This is a genomic window from Rhodoferax sp. WC2427 (genome assembly GCF_040822085.1).
Taxonomy (GTDB): domain Bacteria; phylum Pseudomonadota; class Gammaproteobacteria; order Burkholderiales; family Burkholderiaceae_C; genus Rhodoferax_B.
In genome coordinates, this window is the sequence record NZ_CP162006.1 from 3,844,052 (window position 1) to 3,866,372 (window position 22,321).

23 protein-coding genes are annotated in these 22,321 nt (G+C 64.3%); 10 read left to right on the top strand and 13 right to left on the bottom strand.

Annotated elements, in window-relative coordinates:
• Nucleotides 1-63: 63 nt before the first annotated feature.
• Both AB3G31_RS17890 and AB3G31_RS17895 read left to right on the top strand, forming a co-directional pair.
• A complete protein-coding gene (locus tag AB3G31_RS17890; protein WP_367847420.1) occupies nucleotides 64-2,091 on the top strand; it encodes a diguanylate cyclase in 2,028 nt (675 codons plus the stop codon).
• A gap of 162 nt (nucleotides 2,092-2,253) precedes the next feature.
• Nucleotides 2,254-2,733: a low molecular weight protein-tyrosine-phosphatase gene (locus AB3G31_RS17895; protein ID WP_367847421.1), complete on the top strand. Its 480-nt coding sequence runs from the start codon at nucleotides 2,254-2,256 to the stop codon at nucleotides 2,731-2,733.
• Nucleotides 2,734-2,766: 33 nt separating this feature from the next.
• Here the strand turns inward: AB3G31_RS17895 and AB3G31_RS17900 are convergent, their stop codons facing one another.
• Nucleotides 2,767-3,702 (bottom strand): DUF72 domain-containing protein, encoded by a 936-nt coding sequence (locus AB3G31_RS17900; RefSeq protein WP_367847422.1) that lies wholly within the window; start codon nucleotides 3,700-3,702, stop codon nucleotides 2,767-2,769.
• Between the two features lie 75 nt (nucleotides 3,703-3,777).
• Here AB3G31_RS17900 and AB3G31_RS17905 point away from each other — a divergent pair, with 75 nt between their 5' ends.
• Nucleotides 3,778-5,919, top strand: a complete 2,142-nt coding sequence (locus AB3G31_RS17905) for an ATP-dependent helicase (protein ID WP_367847423.1) — start codon at nucleotides 3,778-3,780, stop codon at nucleotides 5,917-5,919.
• 25 nt (nucleotides 5,920-5,944) lie between these two features.
• Here AB3G31_RS17905 and glmS read toward each other — a convergent pair whose 3' ends face one another.
• Nucleotides 5,945-7,825: a glutamine--fructose-6-phosphate transaminase (isomerizing) gene (gene glmS, locus AB3G31_RS17910; RefSeq protein ID WP_367847424.1), complete on the bottom strand. Its 1,881-nt coding sequence runs from the start codon at nucleotides 7,823-7,825 to the stop codon at nucleotides 5,945-5,947.
• Between the two features lie 135 nt (nucleotides 7,826-7,960).
• On the opposite strand from glmS, the gene AB3G31_RS17915 reads away from it, so the two are divergent.
• The gene (locus AB3G31_RS17915; protein ID WP_367847425.1) at nucleotides 7,961-8,467 is read left to right on the top strand and encodes an Lrp/AsnC family transcriptional regulator; all 507 of its coding nucleotides are present in this window, start codon (nucleotides 7,961-7,963) and stop codon (nucleotides 8,465-8,467) included.
• Nucleotides 8,468-8,528: 61 nt separating this feature from the next.
• Entirely contained in the window at nucleotides 8,529-8,756 is a 228-nt protein-coding gene (locus AB3G31_RS17920; RefSeq protein WP_367847426.1) for a hypothetical protein, read from the top strand.
• Nucleotides 8,757-9,009: 253 nt separating this feature from the next.
• Here AB3G31_RS17920 and AB3G31_RS17925 read toward each other — a convergent pair whose 3' ends face one another.
• Entirely contained in the window at nucleotides 9,010-10,500 is a 1,491-nt protein-coding gene (locus AB3G31_RS17925; RefSeq protein WP_367847427.1) for a nucleobase:cation symporter-2 family protein, read from the bottom strand.
• A gap of 153 nt (nucleotides 10,501-10,653) precedes the next feature.
• On the opposite strand from AB3G31_RS17925, the gene AB3G31_RS17930 reads away from it, so the two are divergent.
• From AB3G31_RS17930 to glcF, 3 genes are read left to right on the top strand one after another with little or no spacing between them, the layout of a single operon-like run.
• A complete protein-coding gene (locus AB3G31_RS17930; protein WP_367847428.1) occupies nucleotides 10,654-12,147 on the top strand; it encodes an FAD-linked oxidase C-terminal domain-containing protein in 1,494 nt (497 codons plus the stop codon).
• Entirely contained in the window at nucleotides 12,147-13,232 is a 1,086-nt protein-coding gene (gene glcE / locus AB3G31_RS17935) for a glycolate oxidase subunit GlcE (RefSeq protein WP_367847429.1), read from the top strand. Before AB3G31_RS17930 ends, glcE begins: the two co-directional genes overlap by 1 nt.
• A 3-nt stretch (nucleotides 13,233-13,235) precedes the next feature.
• On the top strand, nucleotides 13,236-14,471 hold the full coding sequence (glcF, locus tag AB3G31_RS17940; RefSeq protein WP_367847430.1) for a glycolate oxidase subunit GlcF: 1,236 nt from the start codon (nucleotides 13,236-13,238) through the stop codon (nucleotides 14,469-14,471).
• A gap of 58 nt (nucleotides 14,472-14,529) precedes the next feature.
• On the opposite strand, the gene AB3G31_RS17945 is transcribed toward glcF, so the two are convergent.
• Nucleotides 14,530-14,934 carry an OsmC family protein gene (locus AB3G31_RS17945; RefSeq protein WP_367847431.1) on the bottom strand — a complete coding sequence of 135 codons (405 nt, stop codon included), beginning with the start codon at nucleotides 14,932-14,934 and terminating at the stop codon, nucleotides 14,530-14,532.
• 168 nt (nucleotides 14,935-15,102) lie between these two features.
• Here AB3G31_RS17945 and rpoH point away from each other — a divergent pair, with 168 nt between their 5' ends.
• Nucleotides 15,103-16,044, top strand: coding sequence for an RNA polymerase sigma factor RpoH (rpoH, locus tag AB3G31_RS17950; RefSeq protein WP_367847432.1), 942 nt, complete (start codon nucleotides 15,103-15,105; stop codon nucleotides 16,042-16,044).
• A 56-nt stretch (nucleotides 16,045-16,100) separates the two neighbouring features.
• Here the strand turns inward: rpoH and AB3G31_RS17955 are convergent, their stop codons facing one another.
• From AB3G31_RS17955 to AB3G31_RS17975, 5 genes are read right to left on the bottom strand one after another with little or no spacing between them, the layout of a single operon-like run.
• Nucleotides 16,101-16,712 carry an SCO family protein gene (locus tag AB3G31_RS17955; protein ID WP_367847433.1) on the bottom strand — a complete coding sequence of 204 codons (612 nt, stop codon included), beginning with the start codon at nucleotides 16,710-16,712 and terminating at the stop codon, nucleotides 16,101-16,103.
• 1 nt (nucleotide 16,713) lies between these two features.
• Nucleotides 16,714-17,625, bottom strand: a complete 912-nt coding sequence (gene cyoE, locus AB3G31_RS17960; protein WP_367847434.1) for a heme o synthase — start codon at nucleotides 17,623-17,625, stop codon at nucleotides 16,714-16,716.
• Entirely contained in the window at nucleotides 17,622-18,755 is a 1,134-nt protein-coding gene (locus AB3G31_RS17965) for a heme A synthase (RefSeq protein ID WP_367847435.1), read from the bottom strand. The genes cyoE and AB3G31_RS17965 overlap by 4 nt, the downstream gene beginning before the upstream one ends.
• On the bottom strand, nucleotides 18,756-19,481 hold the full coding sequence (locus AB3G31_RS17970; RefSeq protein ID WP_367847436.1) for an SCO family protein: 726 nt from the start codon (nucleotides 19,479-19,481) through the stop codon (nucleotides 18,756-18,758). It abuts the gene before it with no gap.
• Nucleotides 19,423-20,154 (bottom strand): SURF1 family protein, encoded by a 732-nt coding sequence (locus AB3G31_RS17975; RefSeq protein ID WP_367847437.1) that lies wholly within the window; start codon nucleotides 20,152-20,154, stop codon nucleotides 19,423-19,425. The genes AB3G31_RS17970 and AB3G31_RS17975 overlap by 59 nt, the downstream gene beginning before the upstream one ends.
• A gap of 15 nt (nucleotides 20,155-20,169) precedes the next feature.
• On the opposite strand from AB3G31_RS17975, the gene AB3G31_RS17980 reads away from it, so the two are divergent.
• Entirely contained in the window at nucleotides 20,170-20,403 is a 234-nt protein-coding gene (locus AB3G31_RS17980; RefSeq protein ID WP_367847438.1) for a twin transmembrane helix small protein, read from the top strand.
• 48 nt (nucleotides 20,404-20,451) lie between these two features.
• Here the strand turns inward: AB3G31_RS17980 and AB3G31_RS17985 are convergent, their stop codons facing one another.
• From AB3G31_RS17985 to AB3G31_RS18000, 4 genes are read right to left on the bottom strand one after another with little or no spacing between them, the layout of a single operon-like run.
• Nucleotides 20,452-21,333 (bottom strand): cytochrome c oxidase subunit 3, encoded by an 882-nt coding sequence (locus tag AB3G31_RS17985; RefSeq protein WP_367847439.1) that lies wholly within the window; start codon nucleotides 21,331-21,333, stop codon nucleotides 20,452-20,454.
• Between the two features lie 45 nt (nucleotides 21,334-21,378).
• On the bottom strand, nucleotides 21,379-21,579 hold the full coding sequence (locus AB3G31_RS17990; protein ID WP_295952419.1) for a DUF2970 domain-containing protein: 201 nt from the start codon (nucleotides 21,577-21,579) through the stop codon (nucleotides 21,379-21,381).
• Nucleotides 21,576-22,196 carry a cytochrome c oxidase assembly protein gene (locus AB3G31_RS17995; RefSeq protein ID WP_367847440.1) on the bottom strand — a complete coding sequence of 207 codons (621 nt, stop codon included), beginning with the start codon at nucleotides 22,194-22,196 and terminating at the stop codon, nucleotides 21,576-21,578. Before AB3G31_RS17995 ends, AB3G31_RS17990 begins: the two co-directional genes overlap by 4 nt.
• Before the next feature lie 6 nt (nucleotides 22,197-22,202).
• Nucleotides 22,203-22,319: a cytochrome oxidase small assembly protein gene (locus tag AB3G31_RS18000; RefSeq protein WP_295952413.1), complete on the bottom strand. Its 117-nt coding sequence runs from the start codon at nucleotides 22,317-22,319 to the stop codon at nucleotides 22,203-22,205.
• Nucleotides 22,320-22,321: the final 2 nt, after the last annotated feature.

Genomic DNA, 22,321 nt, shown 5'->3' on the forward strand with positions numbered 1-22,321 from the left:
GCCCTTCTTTGCCCGCCACGGGGCCGCAGGCCGTGGCGCAAAGTGCCAAGGTACTATGCCCCGATGCAGACTCCATCCCATGCCCTCAACCGTTTTGGCTGGGTCCATACGCTCAAGTTCAAGATCATGGCCATGGCGGTGGTCACGGGCGTCTTGTCGGCCCTGGTGACCACCCAATTGGTGCTGGTTACTACGCGGGCCGACATCCAGCGTTCGCTGATGCAAGACGAAGGCAACGATGTCGAGCGAACCGCCGCGCTTCTGGGCACCAAGGTGAGCATGCTCAGCGACGCATTGCAGGCCGTGGCACAGCAGGCACCTGCGGACATGTGGAACGACACCGCGACCGTCCAGCAGTTCCTGGTGGGTAAGCCCGCCTTGGGTACGTTGTTTGAAAACCTGCTGGCCATCCGTACCGACGGCCAGATGCTGGCACGTATTGGCCAAAACGCCGGCTCCACCCCTCTGCCCAATATTGCCGAGCGGGCCTATTTTCAGCAGGCGCTTGTCAGCAACGAACCGGTCATCTCCGAACCGCTGCAAGCGAAGGTGATTAAGGCACCGGTGGTGATCATCGCCACCCCCACGCGGGATGCCCAACACCACGTGACCGGGGTGATTGCTGGCGCTGTGCGGCTCCAATCCAGCAGCCTGTTTTCAGAGGTGACCCGCATCCCCAGCCAGGATGGTTCACGCGTTCTCATCATGGACCGCGCTGGAGTGCTGTTGGCGCATACCAATCCCGCCCGTTTGATGGGCAATGCCGCCAACGAACCGGGCCTGGAGGGCCTGTTCCAGCGCTGGCAGGTCCAGGGAGGCCCGATCGACACCACTGGAACCGTCGTCCTGGACCAGGGCCACCTGGTGACCATGGCCGGTATCCCCGGCTCGCCATGGATGCTGGTTCGGCTGACCCCGCTGGCAGTCGCCATGCAACCCGTGCAAGCCGCCCAGGCCACCGCCTGGAGGGCCGCCGCTGGGGTGGGCCTGCTGGTCGCCATGCTGGCCGGTGCCATGGCGTGGCATCTCACCCGCCCTATTTCCGATCTGCGCGAACGGGCTGAAAAAATGCTGTCCGAAGGGGCGGACGACACCGAGGCCTGGCCAAGCGACCGCGGCGAAGTCGGTCAATTGGCGCTTGCGTTCCAGCAGGTGGTCGAACAGCGCAAGCAAAAGCAGAGCGAAACCCAAGCGCTGCTGGCCAAGTTGGCCGCCGTCTTGAACCATGCCGAGGTCGGCATCACCCTGACCCGCAGCGGCCATTTCGAACTGGTGAGCAGCCAGTTTTGCCAGATTTTCGAACTCGACAAACTCCAGTTGGTGGGCCAGCCCACCCTGAAAATCCACCCGTCTGCCGAGGCCTACCAGGCCCTGTCGGCACGGGCCCACCCGGCCTTCATGCAACACGGTGCCTTCGAAGGCGAGGTGGAGCTGATGCGCGGCTCGGGCGCGCTGTTTTGGGCCCGTATGCGGGGCCGCGCCGTGGTGCCAGGCGACCGCACGCAAGGCACGATCTGGACCGTGGAAGACATCACCGCCTCGCGCGAACACCGGGAGCGCCTGGCCTGGACCTCCAGCCACGATGCACTCACCGGCCTGGCCAACCGCCCGGCCTTCGAAGCCCTGCTGGCCCGCGCCACCGACCGCGCAGGCAGCGTGCCCTTTTGCGCCATGTTCATCGACCTGGACCGCTTCAAACAGGTCAACGACACCGGCGGCCACGCGGCGGGCGATGCCCTGCTGCGCGATGTGGCCCAGACCTTGGCCGCCCAGGTGCGCCAGACCGACACCGTGGCCCGCCTGGGCGGAGATGAGTTCGCCATCTTCCTTGGCAGTTGCCCTTTGGAACAGGCGCTGGAGATCGGTGAAAAATTGCGCACCGCCGTGGAAGCCTACCGCCTGCCCTGGGAAGGCCACAGCTTCAGCGTCAGCACCAGCATCGGCCTGGTGGCGGTGGACGGCAGCTACACCACCGTAGCCGACGTACTGCGCGCCGCCGACGCCGCCTGCTACGCCGCCAAGGAAAAGGGGCGCAACGCGGTGGCGGTGTTTGATCCGCTGGTGGCAAAGGTGGAGAAAGGGGCGATCTGAACACCACTCCACCGCCAGGCTCCAGGTCTTGTGCTGGAGCAGCTGAGGCGGTCGACCCAGACCCCACGCAGCCAGACAAGCGGCGATGGCAAGACCGCCTCCAGGACTCTGCTACCGTTCGCCTGGGCGTGGCCCTGACCTTCCATTCCGATCCGCTTGACCATGAAAACCTACTCTGTTCTTTTTGTCTGCATGGGCAACATCTGCCGCAGCCCAACCGCCCACGGCGTGTTCCAGCACAAGGTGCACGCGCTCGGCCTGGGCCATCGCATCCAGGTGGATTCCGCAGGCACCCACAACTACCACCCCAACAGCCCACCAGACAGCCGCTCCCAGGCCCATGCGTCCCGGCGAGGCTACGACTTGTCACGCTTGCGGGCACGGCAGATCCTGGATGCCGACTTTGAAGTGCACGACCTGATCCTGGTGATGGACTGGGACAACCTGGCCCTCGCGCAAAGCGAAAGCCCACCCCGCCACCACCCCAAGATCCGCCGCCTGACCGAGTTCTGCGAAAGCCACGACAGCCCAGTGGTGCCAGACCCCTACTACGGTGGCGAGCGCGGGTTTGAGGAAGTGCTGGACCTGGTGGAGGACGCCTGCGAGGGCTTGCTCAGGCATGTACAGCGCCAATTGGGCTGAGATGCGGGCCCACCGGGCTGGCGGCACGGCTCCTCAGTCGAACAACGACGGCATCCGCGTCGATCCCGTGCCACCGGACACACCCAGCATTTCCATCAGGGTGCGCGCATTCCTCTGACCTTGGTCTTCCATATTGTTGTTGAACACCACCTGAACGGTGCCAATGTGGGCGGCCAGTTGCTGGATGGGAGGCACCAGACTGGCCAGCTCTGCCGCTGGGTAGTCGTAGTTGAAGCGATCCGAAGATGCCGCGTGCCCTTTCTGGTTCCAGGACGCCTGGTTGCGGCCATGCAACCGCACGATGGCCAGCTCCGGATGGGTGGCTTGCCAGATGGCCGGTACGCTGTTGTCAAACCCTTGCGGACCGTCCACCACGGTGTGGACCACGCCGAGCGCCTGCTCAAAATCCAGTGTCGCTTGCCGGGCCTCCCCCTCAAACCAGGACGCGTGCCGAAACTCCACCGCAACCAGATACCCAGCCATGCGCTGCACACACTCGCGTACGTGGGCATGGCCCGAGCGATTGCGCTGGATCCAGGGCGGAAACTGAAAATGCACGGCCTTCAGTTTGCCCACGCGCTGCAACGGCTCCAGTGCGCCCACAAAGCGCAGCCAAAGTTCATCCACCAGTTCACCCGGCAATTCACGGTAGTACACGTTAGGGCGCCGTGTCGCAGGCAAGGCCGCCTGGATGTCCCTGGGCAGCATCAGCGGCGAGGTTTGGTGGCCCGTGAACAGCCGAAACGCCTTCACGTTGAACACGAACCCTTCGGGAGTTCGGTCTGCCCACAGCTGCGCGTTGTGCGCAGTGGGCATGGCGTAGTAGCTGGAATCCACCTCCACGGTCGGGAACTGCGAGGCGTAAAACCGCAAGCGGTCTTCGGCGCTGTGCACACCGCGCGGATAGAAACGCTTGCACGCCACCAAGGACTGGTCCGTCCAGGATGCAGTGCCTACCAAAATGGCCATAGCATCGTCCCTTCACCTCTTCAAAGCCGGTAGAAACTGGATTCATATACAGTACAGGCAGTTAACGATGTGCCTATGTCCACCGTGTTGCCCTCCCCTGTTGATCCCTTCGCTGAGCTGAACCCGGCCCAGCAGGATGCCGTGCGCCACGGCCTGGGTGACCAGGCCAGCGACACCCGACCCTTGCTGGTCATCGCCGGCGCGGGGTCGGGCAAAACCAATACCTTGGCCCACCGGGTGGCCAACTTGATTCTGCACGGTGCCGATCCCCAACGCATCCTGCTGCTGACGTTCTCACGCCGGGCCGCCGTCGAAATGGAGCGCCGCGTGGCCAGCGTTGTGGGTCGGGTTCTGAAAGCCAGCGGGGCGACCTCTTCCTTTGCGGCCCGCCTGCCTACGGCGCCTGTGCCAGCCCTCCCCTGGTCGGGCACCTTCCACAGTGTGGGCGCGCGCCTGCTGCGCGAATATGCGCTGCGCATCGGACTGGATGAGGCCTTCACCATCCATGACCGTAGCGATTCCGAAGACTTGCTCGGGCTGGTACGCCACGACTTGAACCTGTCGGCCACGAAGAACCGGTTTCCGCAAAAGGGCACCTGCCTGGCCATCTACTCGCGGGTAGTGAACACGCAGGGGTCGCTGGCGGAAGTGCTGGCCTCGACCTTCACTTGGTGTGCCGCCTGGGAAAGTGAACTCAAAACCCTGTTCCGCAGCTATGTGGAAGCCAAGCAAACGCAAAACGTGCTGGACTACGACGACCTGCTGCTGTGCTGGGCAGAAATGGCCTCCGAGCCGGTATTGGCGGCCGAACTGGGCCAGCGCTTCGACCACGTGCTGGTCGACGAATACCAGGACACCAACCGGCTGCAGGCGGCGATCCTGCTGGGCATGAAGCCCGATGGTGCCGGTGTCACCGTGGTCGGCGACGATGCCCAATCCATCTACGCCTTCCGCGGTGCCACGGTACGCAACATCCTGGACTTCCCGCACCAGTTCGGTCAGACGGGGCAAGCGGGGCCCATAGGACAAGTAGCCCGCGTCGTCACTCTGGAGCGCAACTATCGGTCGACGCAGCCCATCCTGGAAGCCTCCAACGCGGTCATCGCCCAGGCGCGGGAGCGCCACGCCAAGACCTTGTGGACCGACAAGATGTCCAGCACCAAGCCCCAACTGGTGCTGGTGCCCGACGAAGCCGACGAGGCGCGCTGGGTTGCCAACCAGATACTGGCCCACCGCGAAGCCGGTCTGCGCCTGAAGTCCCAGGCGGTGCTGTTCCGCACTTCGTCGCACAGCGCAGCGGTGGAGCTGGAACTGACGCGGCGCGGCATCCCGTTCGTGAAATTCGGGGGCCTCAAATTCCTGGAGGCCACCCACGTGAAAGACATGCTGGCCATTTTGCGTTTCGCCCAGAACCCACGGGGTCGGCTGGCAGGCATGCGGGTCACGCAGCTGATTCCGGGTATCGGCGCGGTCACGGCCACGCGGCTACTGGATGCCATGGCGCAGTCCACCCACCCACAGGCGGTGCTCGACACCTTTGAGCCACCCGGCGGCGCCAAGCTGGAATGGCAAGCCTTCGCCACCTTGTACCGGAGCCTGCGCCATCCACAGTTGGCATGGCCCGCCGATATGGCGCTGGCCAAGCAGTGGTACCTTCCCCACCTGGAGCGCCTGCACGACGATGCCGACGCGCGGCGCGCCGATATCGAGAACCAGGAGCGCATGGCCAGTGGCTATGCCAGCGCTGAGCGCTTTCTGACCGACCTGACGCTGGACCCGCCCGATGCCACCAGCGACCAGTCCGGCGTACCGAGCCGGGACGAGGACTACACCACGCTGTCCACCATCCACTCGGCCAAGGGACAGGAATGGAAAGCGGTGTTTGTGCTGCGCGCGGTGGATGGCTGCATACCGTCCGACATGGCCACCGGCCACAGCGCCGACATCGAAGAGGAACGGCGCCTGCTGTATGTGGCCATGACGCGAGCGCGGGACTATTTGCACGTAATGCAGCCGCACCGGTTCTATGTGACCCAGCAGCGCACCAGCGGGGACCGGCATGTGTATGCGCTGCGCACGCGGTTTATCACGGCGGCCATGCTGCCAGGATTCGAGCGCATCAGCTGGCCATCGGCACCACCGGGCACCCCAGGATCCACGCAAGCGACGGGAGCGGTGATGCAGGTGCGGGATCGGGTGCGGGCGGCCTGGCGCTGACGCAACCAGACCCCAAGGCCGCCCGTTATTCGACGGTCACGCTCTTCGCCAAATTCCGCGGTTTGTCCACATCGGTCCCCCGCGCACACGCCGTGTGGTACGCCAGCAATTGCAGTGGCACCACGTGCAGCAGGGGCGACAGCGCGCCGTAGTGTTCGGGCATGCGGATCACGTGCAGGCCTTCGCCGCTGGCGATGTGGGAGTCGGCATCGGCCAGCACGTAGAGCACGCCGCCGCGGGCGCGGACTTCTTGCAGGTTGCTCTTGAGCTTTTCGATCAGCGTGTCGTTGGGGGCCACGGCCACCACGGGCATCTCGCTGGTCACCAGGGCCAGGGGGCCGTGTTTGAGCTCGCCTGCGGCATAGGCTTCGGCGTGGATGTAGGTGATTTCCTTGAGCTTGAGCGCGCCTTCCAGGGCGATGGGGTAGTGCAGGCCGCGGCCCAGGAACAGGGCGTTTTCTTTCGGTGCGAAGTCTTCGGCCCAGGCGATGAGCTGGGGCTCCAGCGCCAGCACTGCTTGCAGCGCAGCGGGCAGGTGGCGCATGGCTTTGAGGTGCTCGGCTTCTTCTTCGGCGCTCAGGCGGCCCTTGGTTTTGGCCAGGGCCAGGGTCAGCAGGAACAAGCCCGCCAGCTGGGTGGTGAAGGCCTTGGTGGAGGCCACGCCGATCTCGACGCCCGCACGGGTGATGTAGGCCAGCTCGCACTCGCGCACCATGGCCGAGGTGGAGACGTTGCAGACCGTCAGCGTGTGCTGCACGCCCAGGCCTTGGGCGTGGCGCAGGGCGGCCAGGGTGTCGGCGGTTTCGCCAGACTGGGTGATGGTGACGATCAGGGTCTTGGGGTTGGGCACCGAGTCGCGGTAGCGGTATTCGCTGGCAATCTCCACCTGGGTGGGCACCTTGGCGATGGATTCCAGCCAGTACTTGGCGGTGCAGCCGCTGTAGTAGCTGGTGCCGCAGGCCAGGATGAGGACCGAGTCGATGTCGGCAAACACTTTGGCGGCATCACCGCCGTTAGGGCCGTCGAACAGGCCGGGCACGATGGAGGTCACGCCTTCCAGCGTGTCGCCGATGGCACGGGGCTGCTCGAAGATCTCTTTCTGCATGTAGTGGCGGTACGGGCCGAGTTCGGCCGCGCCGCTGTGGGCCAGCACGGTTTTGACGCTGCGGATGACGGGCTTGTGGGCCTTGTCCACGATCCAGTATTTGCCCAGTTGCACGTCCACCACGTCACCCTCTTCCAGGTAGACGATCTGGTCGGTCACACCGGCCAGGGCCATCGCATCGCTGGCCAGGAAGATCTCGCCCTGGCCCACGCCCAGGATCAGGGGTGAACCGGCACGCGCGCCGATGATGCGGTGCGGCTCGTCCTTGCTGAACACCGCAATCGCATAGCCGCCGCGCAGTTGCAGCACGGTGGCTTTCACGGCTTCAAACAGGTCGCCGTTGTACAGGCTATCGACCAGGTGGGCGATGACCTCGGTGTCGGTCTGGCTGGTAAACACGTAGCCCTTGGCTTGCAGGGCGGCGCGCAGTTCGTCGTGGTTTTCGATGATGCCGTTGTGCACCAGGGCGATGCGGCCGGGGCGGTCGGATGAATTGGCGCCGGGGCCGTGGCTGAAATGGGGGTGGGCGTTGTGCACCGCCGGTGCGCCATGGGTGGCCCAGCGGGTGTGGGCAATGCCGGTGCCGCCTTCGATGTGGTCCTCGGCCACCTGGGCCATCAGCTCGGCCACGCGCGAGGTGCTGCGGGCGCGGCGCAGGGCACCGGTGTTTTGCGTCATCTGGCCGTTGTCCTGGATGGCCACGCCGCACGAGTCATAGCCCCGGTATTCCAGCCGTTGCAGGCCCTGGACCAAGATAGGGACGATATTGCGGGTAGAGACTGCGCCAACGATGCCACACATAGAAAACTCCGAGTTTGTTGAGTGAGCGGATGTTAAGCCGCACCACCATCCCAAAGGTTTCAATATTTCACGTTATTTGCAGTTTAATTTCTCAATCACAAACACAAGAAATTAAATTACACATACATTTAATTTATGGAACAAATAGACCTAGACAGTACCGACCTGCGCCTGCTGCACCAGCTGCAAGTGGATGCGTCGCTGAGCAACCTGGCCCTGGCCGAGTTGGTGCATGTGTCCGCCCCCACCTGCCTGCGGCGGGTCAAGCGGCTGGTGGAGGCGGGGCTGATCGAGCGGCAGGTGGCGATTTTGAGCGCCGACCGGCTGGCGGTGCAGCAGGGCCACGGCCTGACCGCCATCATCGAGATCACGCTGGACCGGCAGGACGAGGAGCGGCTGGCCGCCTTCGAGCTGCGGGTGGCCTTGGATGAGGCGGTGCAGCAGTGCTACCGCGTGTCGCCCGGGCCTGATTTCTGCTTGGTGGTGTTTGCGCACGACATGCCGGGCTACCTGGCGCTGGCGCAGCGCCTGTTCACCAGCGATGCGAATGTGCGCAACGTGAAGGCGTTTTTCAGCCTGAAGCGCAGCAAATTTGCACCGTTTGTGCCGGTGCTGCCGGTGCTGCCGGTGTCACCCCCTTGACCCCAGGCTTTACAGCCGTGGGACGCAGAGTCAGCCTGTATGCATTTACATTACCCGCACCATGACGCATTACAAAACGATTTACAAATGCAGCCAATGCGGTGCCACCAGCTACCAGCCCGTGATTGGCCGCGATGCCAGCGGCGCCCTCATGCCCACCGGCGTGTACCGCTGCACCGGCTGCCGGGTCACCTTCACCGATCCCAAAGACTGGTGGGGCCATCCGGGTGCCACCGCTGCGGCCCCCGTACAAACCAACCCGCATGCAGGCACCTCGCCCGGTAGCTGATTGCTATATTTTTAAACCAAAATTCAAGGCATAAAAATAGCTGCTCACGCTTATTAATTAAGCGTGAGCAGCTATTTTTTCAGGAGTAAATTTGCACACCCCCAGGCTGCAGTGCTTCGCATCTTTCGCCAACCCCCTTGCAGGGGGCAACACCAGCAGCCTGGCAAAGCCAGTTCTGCGGTGTTCCTGGAAGGAGAGCGTTATGTCTGCACGAGGGAGCTCGGTCATTACTTTTCAGGAGTATCAACGTCGGTCAATGTGCGTCGACCATCTTGGCGGCGGCAATAGCCTCTTCGGCCCCGCCCTTGGCGCCATTGAAATACAGGTTCAACGCCACCGCCGCGATGGATGCCAGCAAGATGCCGGACTCAATCAACGGATGCAGGCCGTGCGGCATCCACTGTTTGAAGTTGGGTGCAATCAGCGGCACCATGCCGACACCGATGGAAATGGCCACGATCAGCGCATTGAAACGGTTGCTTTTGAAGTCCACCCCGCCCAGGATGCGGATGCCGGTGGCAGCCACCATGCCAAACATCACCAGCCCCGCGCCGCCCAACACCACCGTGGGCAGGGATTCGACCAGCGCCGCCATCTTAGGCAACAGGCCCAATAAGATCAGCAGCAAGCCCCCGGCCACGCAGACAAATCGGCTCTTCACCCCGGTCACCGCCACCAGCCCCACGTTTTGCGAAAAGCTGGTGTAGGGGAAGGTGTTGAAGATGCCGCCGATCAGCGTGCCCAGGCCATCGGTGCGCAGGCCGCGGGTGAGCGCGGCCTGGTCCACCCGGCGCCCGGTCATGTCGCCCAGCGCCAGAAACATGCCGGTGGACTCGATCATCACCACCACCATCACCAGCGACATGGTCAGGATCAACACCGGGTCGAACACCGGCAGTGCGATCTCGAACGGCAGCACCAGGTCAAACCAGGCGGCCTTGCCCACCTTTTCAAAGGTCATCAGCCCCAGCGCGCTAGCCACCACCCCACCCGCCACAATGCCGAGCAGCACCGAGATGTTGGCAAAAAAGCCCTTGGCGTACTTGGCGATCAACAAAATCGTCACCAGCACCAGGGCGGCAATGCCCACGCCGGTGAGGTTGGCGTACTTGGGATTGGGCACGCTGGGCGCAATGGCCAGGCCGGTGGGCACCGGCGGCAGCGGCGAGCCGGGTGCGGTGGCCACGGCGGCGGCGTTGGCCAGCCACTGGGCGTGGTCGGGGTTCACCACGCTGGGCGCAGTGGGGCCAAACGGGTTGCCAAAAATCCAGTTGATGCCCACGCGCATCAGGCTGATGCCAATGACCGCGATGATGGTTCCGGTGACCACCGGCGGAAAAAACCGCAGCAGGCGGCTCACCAACGGCGCAATCACAATAGACACCACGCCTGCGCCGATCACCGAACCAAACACCAGCCCTGCCCCCTCGGGCCCGGGAAAGCTGTTGGCCATGGCCACCATGGGGGCCACCGACGCAAAGGTCACGCCCATCATCACCGGCAGCCGGATGCCAAACCACTGCGTGGCCCCCAGCGCCTGGATCAGCGTCACCAGGCCGCAGCAAAACAGATCGGCCGAAATCAGCATGCCCACCTGCTCCGGGCTGAGCTTGAGCGCGCGGCCCACAATCAGCGGCACGGCCACGGCACCGGCATACATCACCAGCACGTGCTGCAGGCCCAGAGCGGTGAGCTGCGAGGCGGGCAGGCGTTCTTCTACGGGGTCTGGCAAGGTAGGCGACATCGGCGGACTCTCAGGTAAATGGAGGAATGCGCCTGTAAAGCAGGAAACAGGCCAGGCACCGCGGTAGATTTCTGCAACGCCTGCCACCAGAAATTTCAGCTCGCGCGACGGTCTGCGGTGCTTATAGTCTCCCACCCGCCGCCCCTACACACTATGCACACCTCCACCCTCGAAGACCGCCCCCAGGTGCTCAGCCGCCGTGCCGAGGTGGCCAACGCCCTGGCCGCCGCCCTGCCCCACCACGCCATCCTGTCGCGTCCCGAAGACACCACGCCCTATGAGTGCGACGGCCTCACCGCCTACCGCGCCCAGCCGCTGGTGGTGGTGCTGCCCGAAACCGAGGCCCAGGTGGCGGCGGTGCTGCAGATCTGCCACCGCCTCAACGTGCCCGTGGTGGCCCGCGGCGCAGGCACGGGTTTGTCGGGCGGGGCCATGCCGCACACCCTGGGCGTGACGCTGTCGCTGGCCAAGTTCAACCGCATCCTGGATGTGGACCCGCTGGCCTGCACCGCCACCGTGCAGTGCGGCGTGCGCAACCTGGCCATCAGCGAGGCGGCCGCGCCCCATGGCCTGTACTACGCCCCCGACCCCAGCAGCCAGATCGCCTGCACCATCGGCGGCAACGTGGCCGAAAACTCCGGCGGCGTGCACTGCCTGAAGTACGGCCTCACCCTGCACAACGTGTTGCGGGTGCGCGGCTTCACCGTGGACGGCGAGGCGGTGGAATTCGGTTCGGAGGCGCTGGACGTGCCCGGCCTGGACCTGCTGCCGCTCATCATCGGCAGCGAGGGCATGCTGGCCGTGGCCACCGAGGTCACCGTCAAGCTCATCCCCAAGCCGCAGATCGCCCGCTGCATCATGGCCAGCTTTGACACGGTCGAGGCCGCAGGCAACGCCGTGGCCAGCGTGATTGCCGCAGGCATCATCCCCGCCGGGCTGGAGCTGATGGACAAGCGCATGACCGCCGCCGTAGAAGACTTTGTGCACGCCGGGTACGACCTGAACGCCGCCGCCATCCTGCTGTGCGAAAGCGACGGCACGCTGGAAGAGGTGGAAGAAGAAATCAACCACATGCGCAGCGTGCTGGAGGCCAACGGTGCCTCCGGCATCGCCATCAGCCGCGACGAGGCCCAGCGCCTGAAGTTCTGGAGCGGCCGCAAAAACGCTTTTCCGGCCTCTGGCCGCATCAGCCCCGACTACATGTGCATGGACTCCACCATTCCGCGCAAGAAGCTGGCCGAAATTTTGCGCGCCATCGAGGCCATGGAGGCGCAGTACGGCCTGGCCTGCGCCAATGTATTCCACGCGGGCGACGGCAACCTGCACCCGCTGATCCTGTTCGATGCCAACGACCCCGACCAACTGCACCGCTGCGAACTGTTTGGCGCCGACATTCTGGAAACCAGCGTGCGCCTGGGCGGCACCGTCACCGGCGAGCACGGCGTGGGCGTGGAAAAGCTCAACTCCATGTGCGTGCAGTTCAGCGCGCCCGAGCGCGAGCAGATGTTTGCCCTCAAACGTGCTTTTGACCCGGTGGAGCTGCTGAATCCCGGCAAAGTCATCCCCACCCTGCAGCGCTGCGCCGAATACGGCAAGCTCACCGTGCTGCGCGGCATGCTGCCCTTCCCCCATTTGCCAAGGTTCTGATGACCACCCAAGACCCCGTTTTACAGCGCCTGATCGACCAGGTGCGCAGCGCCACCAAGCCCCTGGACATCCAGGGCGGCAACACCAAGCATTTCTACGGCGAAATGGCCCACGGCGAGGTGCTGGACATGCGCCCTTTAAACGGCATCAGCAGCTACGAACCCACCGAGCTGGTGGTCACCGTGCGGGCGGGCACCCGCCTGGCCGAACTGGAAGCCCGGCTGGCCGAAAAAGGCCAGTGCCTGCCCTTCGAGCCGCCGCGTTTCGGCCCGGACGGCACGGTGGGCGGCATGGTGGCCGCAGGTTTGTCCGGCCCGTCGCGCGCCGCCGTGGGCTGCGTGCGCGACTACGTGCTGGGCACCACGGTGCTCAACGGCCAGGGCGAGGTGCTGGCCTTTGGCGGCCAGGTGATCAAGAACGTGGCCGGGTACGACGTGTCGCGGGTGATGGCCGGGTCGCTGGGCGTGCTGGGGGTCCTCTGCGAGGTGTCGCTCAAGGTATTGCCCATCGCCACCGCCACCGCCACGCAGGTGTTTGCCATGGACGAAGCCGCCGCACTCAAGCAACTCAGCGCCTGGGCTGGCCAGCCCCTGCCCATCAATGCCAGCGCCTGGCACCACGGCCAGTTGCACCTGCGGCTGGCGGGGGCGCAGGCCGCCGTCACCGCGGCCTGCGCCACATTAGGCGGCACGGTGGTGGAGCGGGAAATCGCCGCCAGCTGGTGGGACAGCGTGCGCGACCACCAGCATGCCTTCTTCCGCCTCGACAACACGCAGCTGGCCAAGGGTGAGCAACTGTGGCGCCTCTCGGTGCCCGCCACCACCCCGCCGCTGGACCTGCCGGGCGTGCAGTTCATCGAATGGGGCGGGGCCCAGCGCTGGCTGCGCGGCATTGCCACGGCCAAACAGGTGCGCGCCGCAGCGGCCCAGGCAGGCGGCCATGCCACGCTGTTCCACGCCGCCGCGCCGCGGGCGCAGATCTTCACGCCGCTGTCCGCCCCGCTACAGCGCATCCATAAGGGCCTGAAAACCGCCTTCGACCCCCGGGGGATCTTCAACCCCGGTCGCCTCTATCCAGGCCTGTGAACTATGCAAACCAATCTCTCGCCTGAATTCAAGAACACCGCCGACGGCCAGGCCGCCGAGGCGATTTTGCGCAAATGCGTGCACTGCGGCTTCTGCACCGCCACCTGCCCCACCTACCAGCTGCTGGGCGACGAGCTGGACGGCCCGCGGGGCCGCATCTACCTGATGAAACAGGTGCTGGAAGGGGCCGAGGTCACCCGCAGCACCCAGCTGCACCTGGACCGCTGCCTGACCTGCCGCAACTGCGAATCCACCTGCCCCAGCGGCGTGGAATACGGCCAGCTGGTGGACATCGGGCGGCGCATCGTCGACGCCCGGGTAGAGCGCCCCACGCTGGAAAAAGCCGCCCGCTGGCTGCTCAAGGAAGGCCTGACCTCGCCGCTGTTTGCCCCGGCCATGAAGACCGGCCAGGCACTGCGCCCGCTGCTGCCCCCGGTGCTGAAGAAAAAAGTGCCCGTCTCGGCCCCCGCCAGGCCCTGGCCCACCCGCGAGCATGCCCGCAAGGTGCTGATGCTGACCGGCTGCGTGCAGCCCGCCATGATGCCCAACATCAACAGCGCCACCGCCCGCGTGCTGGACGCCGCAGGCATCCAGACCCTGGTAGCCGACAAGGCCGGTTGCTGCGGCGCCCTGCGCAGCCACCTGGGCGACCACGCGGGTGGCCTGGACGACATGCGTCGCAACATCGACGCCTGGTGGCCGCTGCTGCAGGCCCAGAAGCCCGAGGCCATCGTGATGAACGCCAGCGGCTGCGGCGTGATGGTCAAGGACTACGGCCACGCCCTGGCCGCCGACCCGGCCTATGCCCACAAGGCCGCCCTTATCAGCGAACTGACCCGCGACCTGAGCGAGCTGCTGCCCGATCTGGTGGAAGCCCTGCGCGACAAGGTCAAGGTCGGTGCCGACAGCCCATCTCAGCACTTGGCGTTCCACCCGCCCTGCACCCTGCAACATGGCCAAAAGCTGCGCGGCGGGGTGGAGAAGCACCTGGGGGCGCTGGGCTTTACCGTGCAAATCGCCGGGTCCGAAAGCCATTTGTGCTGCGGCTCGGCGGGCACCTACTCGGTGCTGCAGCCCACGCTGTCCACCCAGTTGCGCGACCGCAAGCTGCAGAACCTGGAGCCTTTGGGCGCACAGGTCATCGTCTCGGCCAACATTGGCTGCATCCAGCACTTGCAAAGCGGCACGGCCACACCAGTCAAGCACTGGGTGGAAGTGTTGGACGCAGCCATTCTTTAAGCCCAATAGGCCTCTCACGCTGATGGAATGGGCGTAAGAAGCTATTAAAAATGTAGCATCAATCCACCAGCGCGGTGGCCACGCTGATGTCGCCTTCCAGCACCCGGTGGATCGGGCATTTGTTGGCGATCTCCAGCAACTTGGCGCGGTCTTCGGCGGTGATGTCGCCCTCGATGTGCAGGCTGCGCTGGAGCTGGTAGCGCACCCGGCCGTCCTCGGTTTTGCCCTCCACGTGGGTGATGTCCACCCGCAGGTCGGTCACGGCCAGCTTGCGGCGGCGGATGTACAGCTCCAACGTGAGCACGGTGCAGGCGGCCAGGGCCGAATCCAGCAGATCGTGCGGGTCGGGCGCCAGGTCGTCGGAGCCCAGGGGTTTGTCCACGTCGGCATGCCAGGCGTGGTGGCCGTTGGTGAGGGTGGTGAGTGCGCCTTGGGCGCGGTGCAAGCGGGCTTGGATGGGCATGGTGGCATTCTGTAAGGTGGATGGGTAGAGGCACTGTACAACCCCCCATGGAACTTCACGCCCCGTCTCCACTCCTAGTAATTACCCGTATTGCAAGTGCAATAAAGCGTACTTAGCACTCGGACCCATAGAGTGCTAATATTCGCTCTTAGAGAAAAGGAATCTGGTATGAACCTTCAAACTGGAACGATGTCCTCCGCGCTGGCCGCCCCCAACCCCTGGGCGATGGTGCCGCCGCTAGGCAACCTCGACGCATATATTTCGGCAGTCAACCGCATGCCCATGCTCACGCTGGAGCAAGAGCAGCAGTTCGCCCGCCAACTCAAGAACGACCACGATGTCGAGGCCGCCGGAAAGCTGGTGATGTCCCACCTGCGCCTGGTCGTTTCAGTGGCCCGCCAGTACCTGGGCTATGGCCTGCCGCATGGCGACCTGATCCAGGAAGGCAACGTCGGCCTGATGAAAGCTGTGAAGCGCTTCGACCCTGACCAGGGCGTGCGCCTGGTCAGCTACGCGCTGCACTGGATCAAGGCCGAGATGCACGAGTACATCCTGAAAAACTGCCGCATGGTCAAGGTGGCCACCACCAAGGCGCAGCGCAAGCTGTTCTTTAACTTGCGGTCGATGAAGCAGGGTTTCAAGTCCGACTCGGCTGCGGCCGATGCCGGTACCCACCGCGAGACGCTGAGCGAGTCCGAAATCGACTCCATGGCCACCCAGCTCAAGGTCAAACGTGAAGACGTGATCGAGATGGAAACCCGCTTGTCGGGCGGAGACGTGATGCTGGACCCGGGCCCGAGCGACGACGGCGAAGACAGCTACGGCCCCATCGCCTACCTGGCCGACACCCACCAGGAGCCTACCGCCCTGCTGGAAGCCCGCGACCGCGACTACCTGGCGGGCGACGGCATCCAAACGGCCCTGGACGGCCTGGACGACCGCAGCCGCCGGATTGTGGAAGAGCGCTGGTTGAAAGTGGCCGACGACGGCTCGGGCGGCATGACGCTGCACGATCTGGCCGCGGTCTACGGTGTGAGCGCCGAGCGCATTCGCCAGATCGAAACCGCCGCCATGAAGAAGATGAAAAAGTCGCTGGCCGAGTACGCCTGAACACGCGCCTGATCACACGGTCAGCTCCATGAAAAAAGGACCTCACGGTCCTTTTTTTACGCCTTCTGCTTGAGCAGCAGCTTCAAATCCCCGGCCAGCGCGGCCGCACCGCCGCCGTAGCGGACGTACAGGCGCAAACGGCCTTGCGTGTCATACACGTAGCTGCCCGCGGAATGGTCCATGGTGTAGCTGGTGGGCGTAGGGCCGTCCACTTTCTTGTAGTAGGCCTTGTAGTCTTTGGCCACTTTGGCCAACTGCTCGGGCGTGGGGACCAGCGCCAGGAACGTAGGATCGAAGTTGGCCATGTAGGCCTTGAGCACCTCGGGCGTGTCGCGGGCCGGGTCTACCGTGATGAAGATGCCTTGCAGTTTGTCGCCATCCGCGCCCAGGGATTTTTTGACCTCGGCCAGCTCGGCCATGGTGGTGGGGCACACGTCAGGGCACTGGGTGTAGCCAAAGAACACCACCACCAACTTGCCCGCAAAGTCTTTGATGCTGCGCGGCTGGCCGGTGTGGTCGGTGAGTTGGAAGTCTTTGGCGTAATCGGCCCCGGTCAGGTCGATCGCGGCAAACTTGGGCGCCGTCTCGGAACAAGCAACAAATAGGCCGCTAGCGCTTATAGCAAGTGCGTAAGCAGCTATTTTTTTAATAGCATCACGTTTGGACATATCAGAGCACGTAGTGGTCCAGCAACAGCGCCGCAAACAAGGCGCTAAGGTGGATGAGGGAGAAACGGAAGGTTTTGCGTGCCAGCGCATCCGAGTAGTGGCGCCACAGCGCAAAGGCGTAGCCGCAAAAGCCCAGGCTCAAAACCACCGCCACGGCCAGGTACAGCCAGGAGCTCATGCCATAGATGAAGGGCATCAGGCAGCCCGCGAACAGCACCAAGGTGTACAAAAAGACCTGCAGACGGGTGAACTCGTTGCCGTGCGTGACCGGCAGCATGGGCAGGCCGGACTTGCGGTAGTCCTCCACCCGGTACAGGGCCAGCGCCCAGAAGTGCGGCGGGGTCCACAGGAAGATGATCAAGAACAGAATCAGCGCCTCGGGGCCGACGTTGTCGGTCATGGCGGCCCAGCCCAACACCGGCGGCATGGCCCCTGAGGCCCCGCCGATGACGATGTTTTGCGGCGTCAGCGGTTTCAAAATCATGGTGTAGACCACGGCGTAACCCACAAAGGTAGCAAAGGTCAGCCACATGGTCAGCGGGTTGACCCACACATACAGCAGCACCGAACCGGCCAGGCACAGCACGGCCGAAAACAGCAGCGTTTGCCAGTCTTGCAGCTCGTTGCGCGCCGTGGGCCGCCAGGAGGTGCGTTTCATGCGCGAATCGATGCCCTTTTCCACCAGGCAGTTGAAGGCAGCAGCAGCACCCGCCACCAGCCAGATGCCCAGGCAGGCGATCAGCCCCCTTTGGGCCTCTGCCCAGGTGGGCACGCCGGGCACGGCCAGCACCATGCCGATCAGCGCGCAGAACACGATGAGCTGGATCACGCGCGGCTTGGTCAGCGCGTTGAACTGCCGCAGACGCGACGGCAGGCTGGTCACGGACGGGGCGGTGGATTCAACAGCACTCATGCAGACAATCTCGATCTAGTAGGGGAAACGGCCGGTGCGGCGGCCCGGGCAGTGCGCTGGGCGCACACGGTCCAGGTCAGCACCACCACCAGTGCGGCGGCGCCGCCGGTATGGGCCACGGCGGCCAACAGCGGCCAGCCCAGCACCACGTTGCTCAGGCCGGTGGCGAACTGTAGCAAGGTCAGTGCAGCCAGCCAACGGGCCTGGCGGCGGGTGGCCGGGCTGCGGTGCAAACGCCAGGCCACCAGCGCCAGCACCCACAGCACCAGGTAGGCCATCAGGCGGTGGGCGTAGTGGATGGCGGTGAGCCCCGCAAAGCTGAGGTAGCTGCCGTCCTGCATCCGCCCCAGGGGCCGCCAGATTTCAAACGCGTGCTGAAAATCCATCACGGGCCACCAGCTGCCCTGGCACAACGGAAAGGTATTGCAGGCCAGCACCGCGTAGTTGGTACTTACCCAGCCGCCCAGGACGATCTGCGCCGCCAGCAGCACGCAGGCCAGGCCCAGCCCCACGCGGGCCACAGGCACGGCGCGTGAACGGGTGAAGCCCACCGCCTGCGCGCACAGCAAGGCCAGCAAGACCAGGCCGCCGACCAAATGCAGGGTGACGATGGCGGGAAACAGCTTCATGGTCACGGTGAGCGCACCAAACGCGCCCTGCACGCACACCCACACCAGGGTGAAAGTGGGCCACCAGGGGTTGATGGAGGCATCTTTTCTGCGCGCCCACCAGCTGGCCACGGCCAGCACCAGAATCAGTACGCCCACCGAGGTGGCCAGGTAGCGGTGGACCATCTCCACCCAGGCTTTGCCATGGGTCACCGGGCCGGTGGGCATGGCCGCTTGTGCCTGCGTGATCTCGGCCACCGCGCCCAGCGGGCTGGCGTTGCCGTAGCAGCCGGGCCAGTCAGGGCAGCCCAGGCCGGAATCGGTCAGGCGGGTGAAGGCACCGAACAGCACCAGGTCGAAGGTCAGGAACAGGGTCAGCACCGTGAGCGCCTGCAAGCGCCGCGCGGTGGAGGTGTTCTGGTTGCGCCACCAGACCCACAGCAGGGGGACGCTGGCGATCAACAGTCCGGTCAGCATGACGCGGACGATGGGCGACAGGTCGTACAAGGCTTGGGTTTCCATTTAACGGCCCGCTTCGTCCCAGGAGGCGGAGGCGCGCAGCAGACGGTCCATGTCGCGCTTGGCCTTGGAGGCGGCTTCCAGGTCCAGCCCGGCGGGGAAACGCATCATCCAGTTGCCCATCGGGTCGACGACGTACAGGTGCTCCTGCAGCAGGTGGCCGACGGCGGGCGACAGCCACTGGGACAGCTGCAGCTCGCCCACGCGCAACACGGTTGCGCCCTTGAGCGCGGGGCGCAGGGCTTCAGGGATGGGCGCGTCGTCGGTGACCAGCCAGACCCAATCGACACGGTCCTTTTCCTTGCCCAGGGTTTCGCGCAGCTGGCGTTGCAGGTACAAATGCTTTTGGCAGATTGCGTCGCAGGCCCCGCCCCCCGCGCTGACCAGCAGCCACTGACCTTTGAGGCCCCGCAGGTTGCCGGGCTGGCCGTCAAGTGCCACCACCGCCTGGTCGGGCAGGGGGCGTTGCGGCTCGATGAGCTCGCCAAAATTGCCCCGGCCCTGCGGGCGCACGACGTAGTAGGTGAAGTAGGAGGCGATGACCGGTGCGGCGCAGGTCAGCAGCACGGCCAGCATCTTCCAGCGGCCCACCACCGTGCGGCGGCGCGCACCGTCCAAGGCTTCCTGGGGTGTGGGCAGGTTGTGGACGGTGAGCCCCAGCGGGTGGTCTTCAGGACGGCCGTTGTTGGGTCGGAAGGATGAAGCGTCGGACAATTTGGAACCAGACATAAAGGATTGCGATCAGGGCGCAGAGCCCAAACCATTGGAATGCGTAGCCATAGTGTTTTTCCACACCCAGATTGGCGGGCGGCCAGTCGCGCTGCAGGCGCCCTTCGGAGGGGCCCGATTGCAGCACCGACAGCGGCAGCAAGGCCAGCCCGGTCTCGGCGCTGAAGTCTGCCAAGTCGAGATTTTGCCGGATGGCACCCGCCTCGGCCCCCTTGAAGGCGTAAAGCTTGGATGGCGGCGGGGCCATCCGCCCCGAGACTTCGACCTCGCCCGCCGGTGTATCCACGGCGGGCAAGGCGGTGCGGTCCAGAAAATTGCGTGCCACCCAGCCGCGCTGCACCAGGATGGCGGTGTTGCTGCCCGCCAGCTTCAGGGGCGTGACGACATAGAACCCAGTCAGGTCGTGCATCTGGCGGTTGTCCAGAAACACGGTGTTCTGCGGCACCCACTGGCCGCGCAGGCGCACCTGGCGGTGCAGCAGCTGCTCGGTCTGCAGGGGCCCGGCCAGATCCGCCAGGCCGACCGGTGGGCGCGTGTTTTGCGACTGGATGGCCGCGTAGAGGGCTTCTTTCTGGGCGGCGCGTGACAACTGCCAGCGGCCCAGGGAGAAGGTCGCCACCAGGCCGATCAAAGCCCCGGCGGTCAGCAAGGCAAAACGCAGCTTCGGGCTCACAGGATAATACCGGGCATGAACTATCTCGCCCTTGTCGCTTTTGCGGCCATCTTCGCCAGCCTGGGTGCTGCCCTGTACTTCATGCTCAAGGGGGGCGGGAAAACCGACGAAGAGCAGGCAGCCAAGTCCGGACGCATGGCCAAAGCGCTGGCGTTTCGCATCGGGTTCTCGGTTCTGCTGTTCATCTGCATTCTGGTGGGTTGGAAGTTGGGATACCTGCACCCGACCGGTATCCAGTCAGGTCAATAAAAAAGCGCCGAGCGGCGCTTTTTTATGGGCGGGCCAGAGGCGAATCCATCAGGTCCAGTAGACGATGACGTACAGGCCCAGCCACACCACGTCCACAAAGTGCCAGTACCAGGCTGCACCTTCGAAGCCGAAGTGCTTGGAAGGCGTGAAGTGCCCCTTCATCAAGCGCAGGGTGATGAACAACAGCATCAGCATGCCCACGAACACGTGGAAGCCGTGGAAGCCGGTCAGTAAGAAGAAGGTGGAGCCGTAAACGCCGGAGGTGAGTTTGAGATTCATCTCGCTGTAGGCGTGGGCGTATTCGTAGCCTTGCACGAACAGGAAAACCGTACCCAGCAACACCGTGGCCCACATGAAGGCAATGGTTTTGCCGCGCTCGCCCTTGACGAGTGCGTGGTGGGCGATGGTCAGGGTGACACCCGACGACAACAGCAAGCCGGTGTTGATGGTGGGCAGCCAGAACGGGGTCATGGTCTGGAACGGCTCGATGATATTGGCAGGCGAAGCCGTCACACCGGCGGCAATGCTAGGCCACACCGCCTTGAAGTCGGGCCAGAGCAAGGCGTTGTCCAGGCTGCCCAGGGCGGGCACCGAATGGCCACGCGCCCACCACAGGGCGGTAAAGAACGCGCCGAAGAACATCACCTCGGAGAAGATGAACCAGCTCATGCTCCAACGGTAGGACAGGTCGATCCTGTGGCTGTAGAGGCCGCCTTCGCTCTCGTTGATGGCATCGCGGAACCATTGGTACAACACGCCCCACCAGAACAGCATGCCCCCGGCCAGCGCGTACTTGCCCCAATCTTCGCCATTGATCCACTGGCCTGCGCCCAAGATCACAAAGAACAGACCCAGCGCCGCCATGGCGGGATGGCGCGACGGGCCGGGTACAAAGTAGTACGGTGTTGCAGCGTGTGCGGTTGAACTCATGTCAGCTCCTTGCTCTCTCAATTCTTGTAAGACCTATTGGGCAAATTACTTTGCCACCACCCAATTCACCAAAATCACCAAACCCACCACGATCAACAGCACCGCCACCAGACCCACCGCAATCACATGCAGCGGGCTGATTTTGGCCAGATCATCCTCATAACCGCTTTGCTTGCGGATGCCTACAAACGACCACGCCACCGCCTTGACGGTCTGCAGCAGGCTGGCCTTGCCCGGCGCACTCATGACCCCTGCCCGGTTTCCACATGCCGACCTGCGTCGACGGTGGACGTCGGTGCAGGCGGTGTCTTGCCGCCTACTTCAAAGAAGGTGTACGACAAGGTGATAGTCGTCACGTCTTTGGACAGCTTGGGGTCGATCACGAAGGCCACCGGCCACTCTTTCTTTTCGCCCGGCTCCAGCGTGTACTGGTTGAAGCAAAAGCATTCCAGCTTGTTGAAATGCGCTGCCGCCTGCTGGGGCGCATAGCTGGGAATCGCCTGCGCCGCCATACGGCGGTTTTGCACGTTCTGGAACTCGTACATCACCGTGGCCAGCTCACCGGGGTGCACCTGCAGCGAGCGCTTGGCGGGCTTGAATTCCCACGGTCCGCGTGCATTGGCGTCGAACTCAACGGTAATGGTGCGGCTCAGGTCCACCTGCGTATTGGCCGGCAGGCTGGCGGCCTTGCCCGCCGTGCCCACACCCGGCACCTGGCGCTCAGCGATCGACAGGATGTTGATGCCCGTCATCTCGCAAATGGCCTTGTAGAGCGGCACCAGCGCATAGCCAAACGCGAACATGGCTGCGGTGATGACGGCCAGCTTGCCGACCATCTTGAAATTTTCGTGGCGGACGGTCATGCAAGCTTAATGGTGGCTTTGCAGGTACATCTTGGCGAAGAAGCCGAGGAAAAACACCACCGCAATGGACGCCAGAATGAGTCCGGTGCGCAGGTTGTTCTTCTTTTGCTGGGGTGTCAACATGC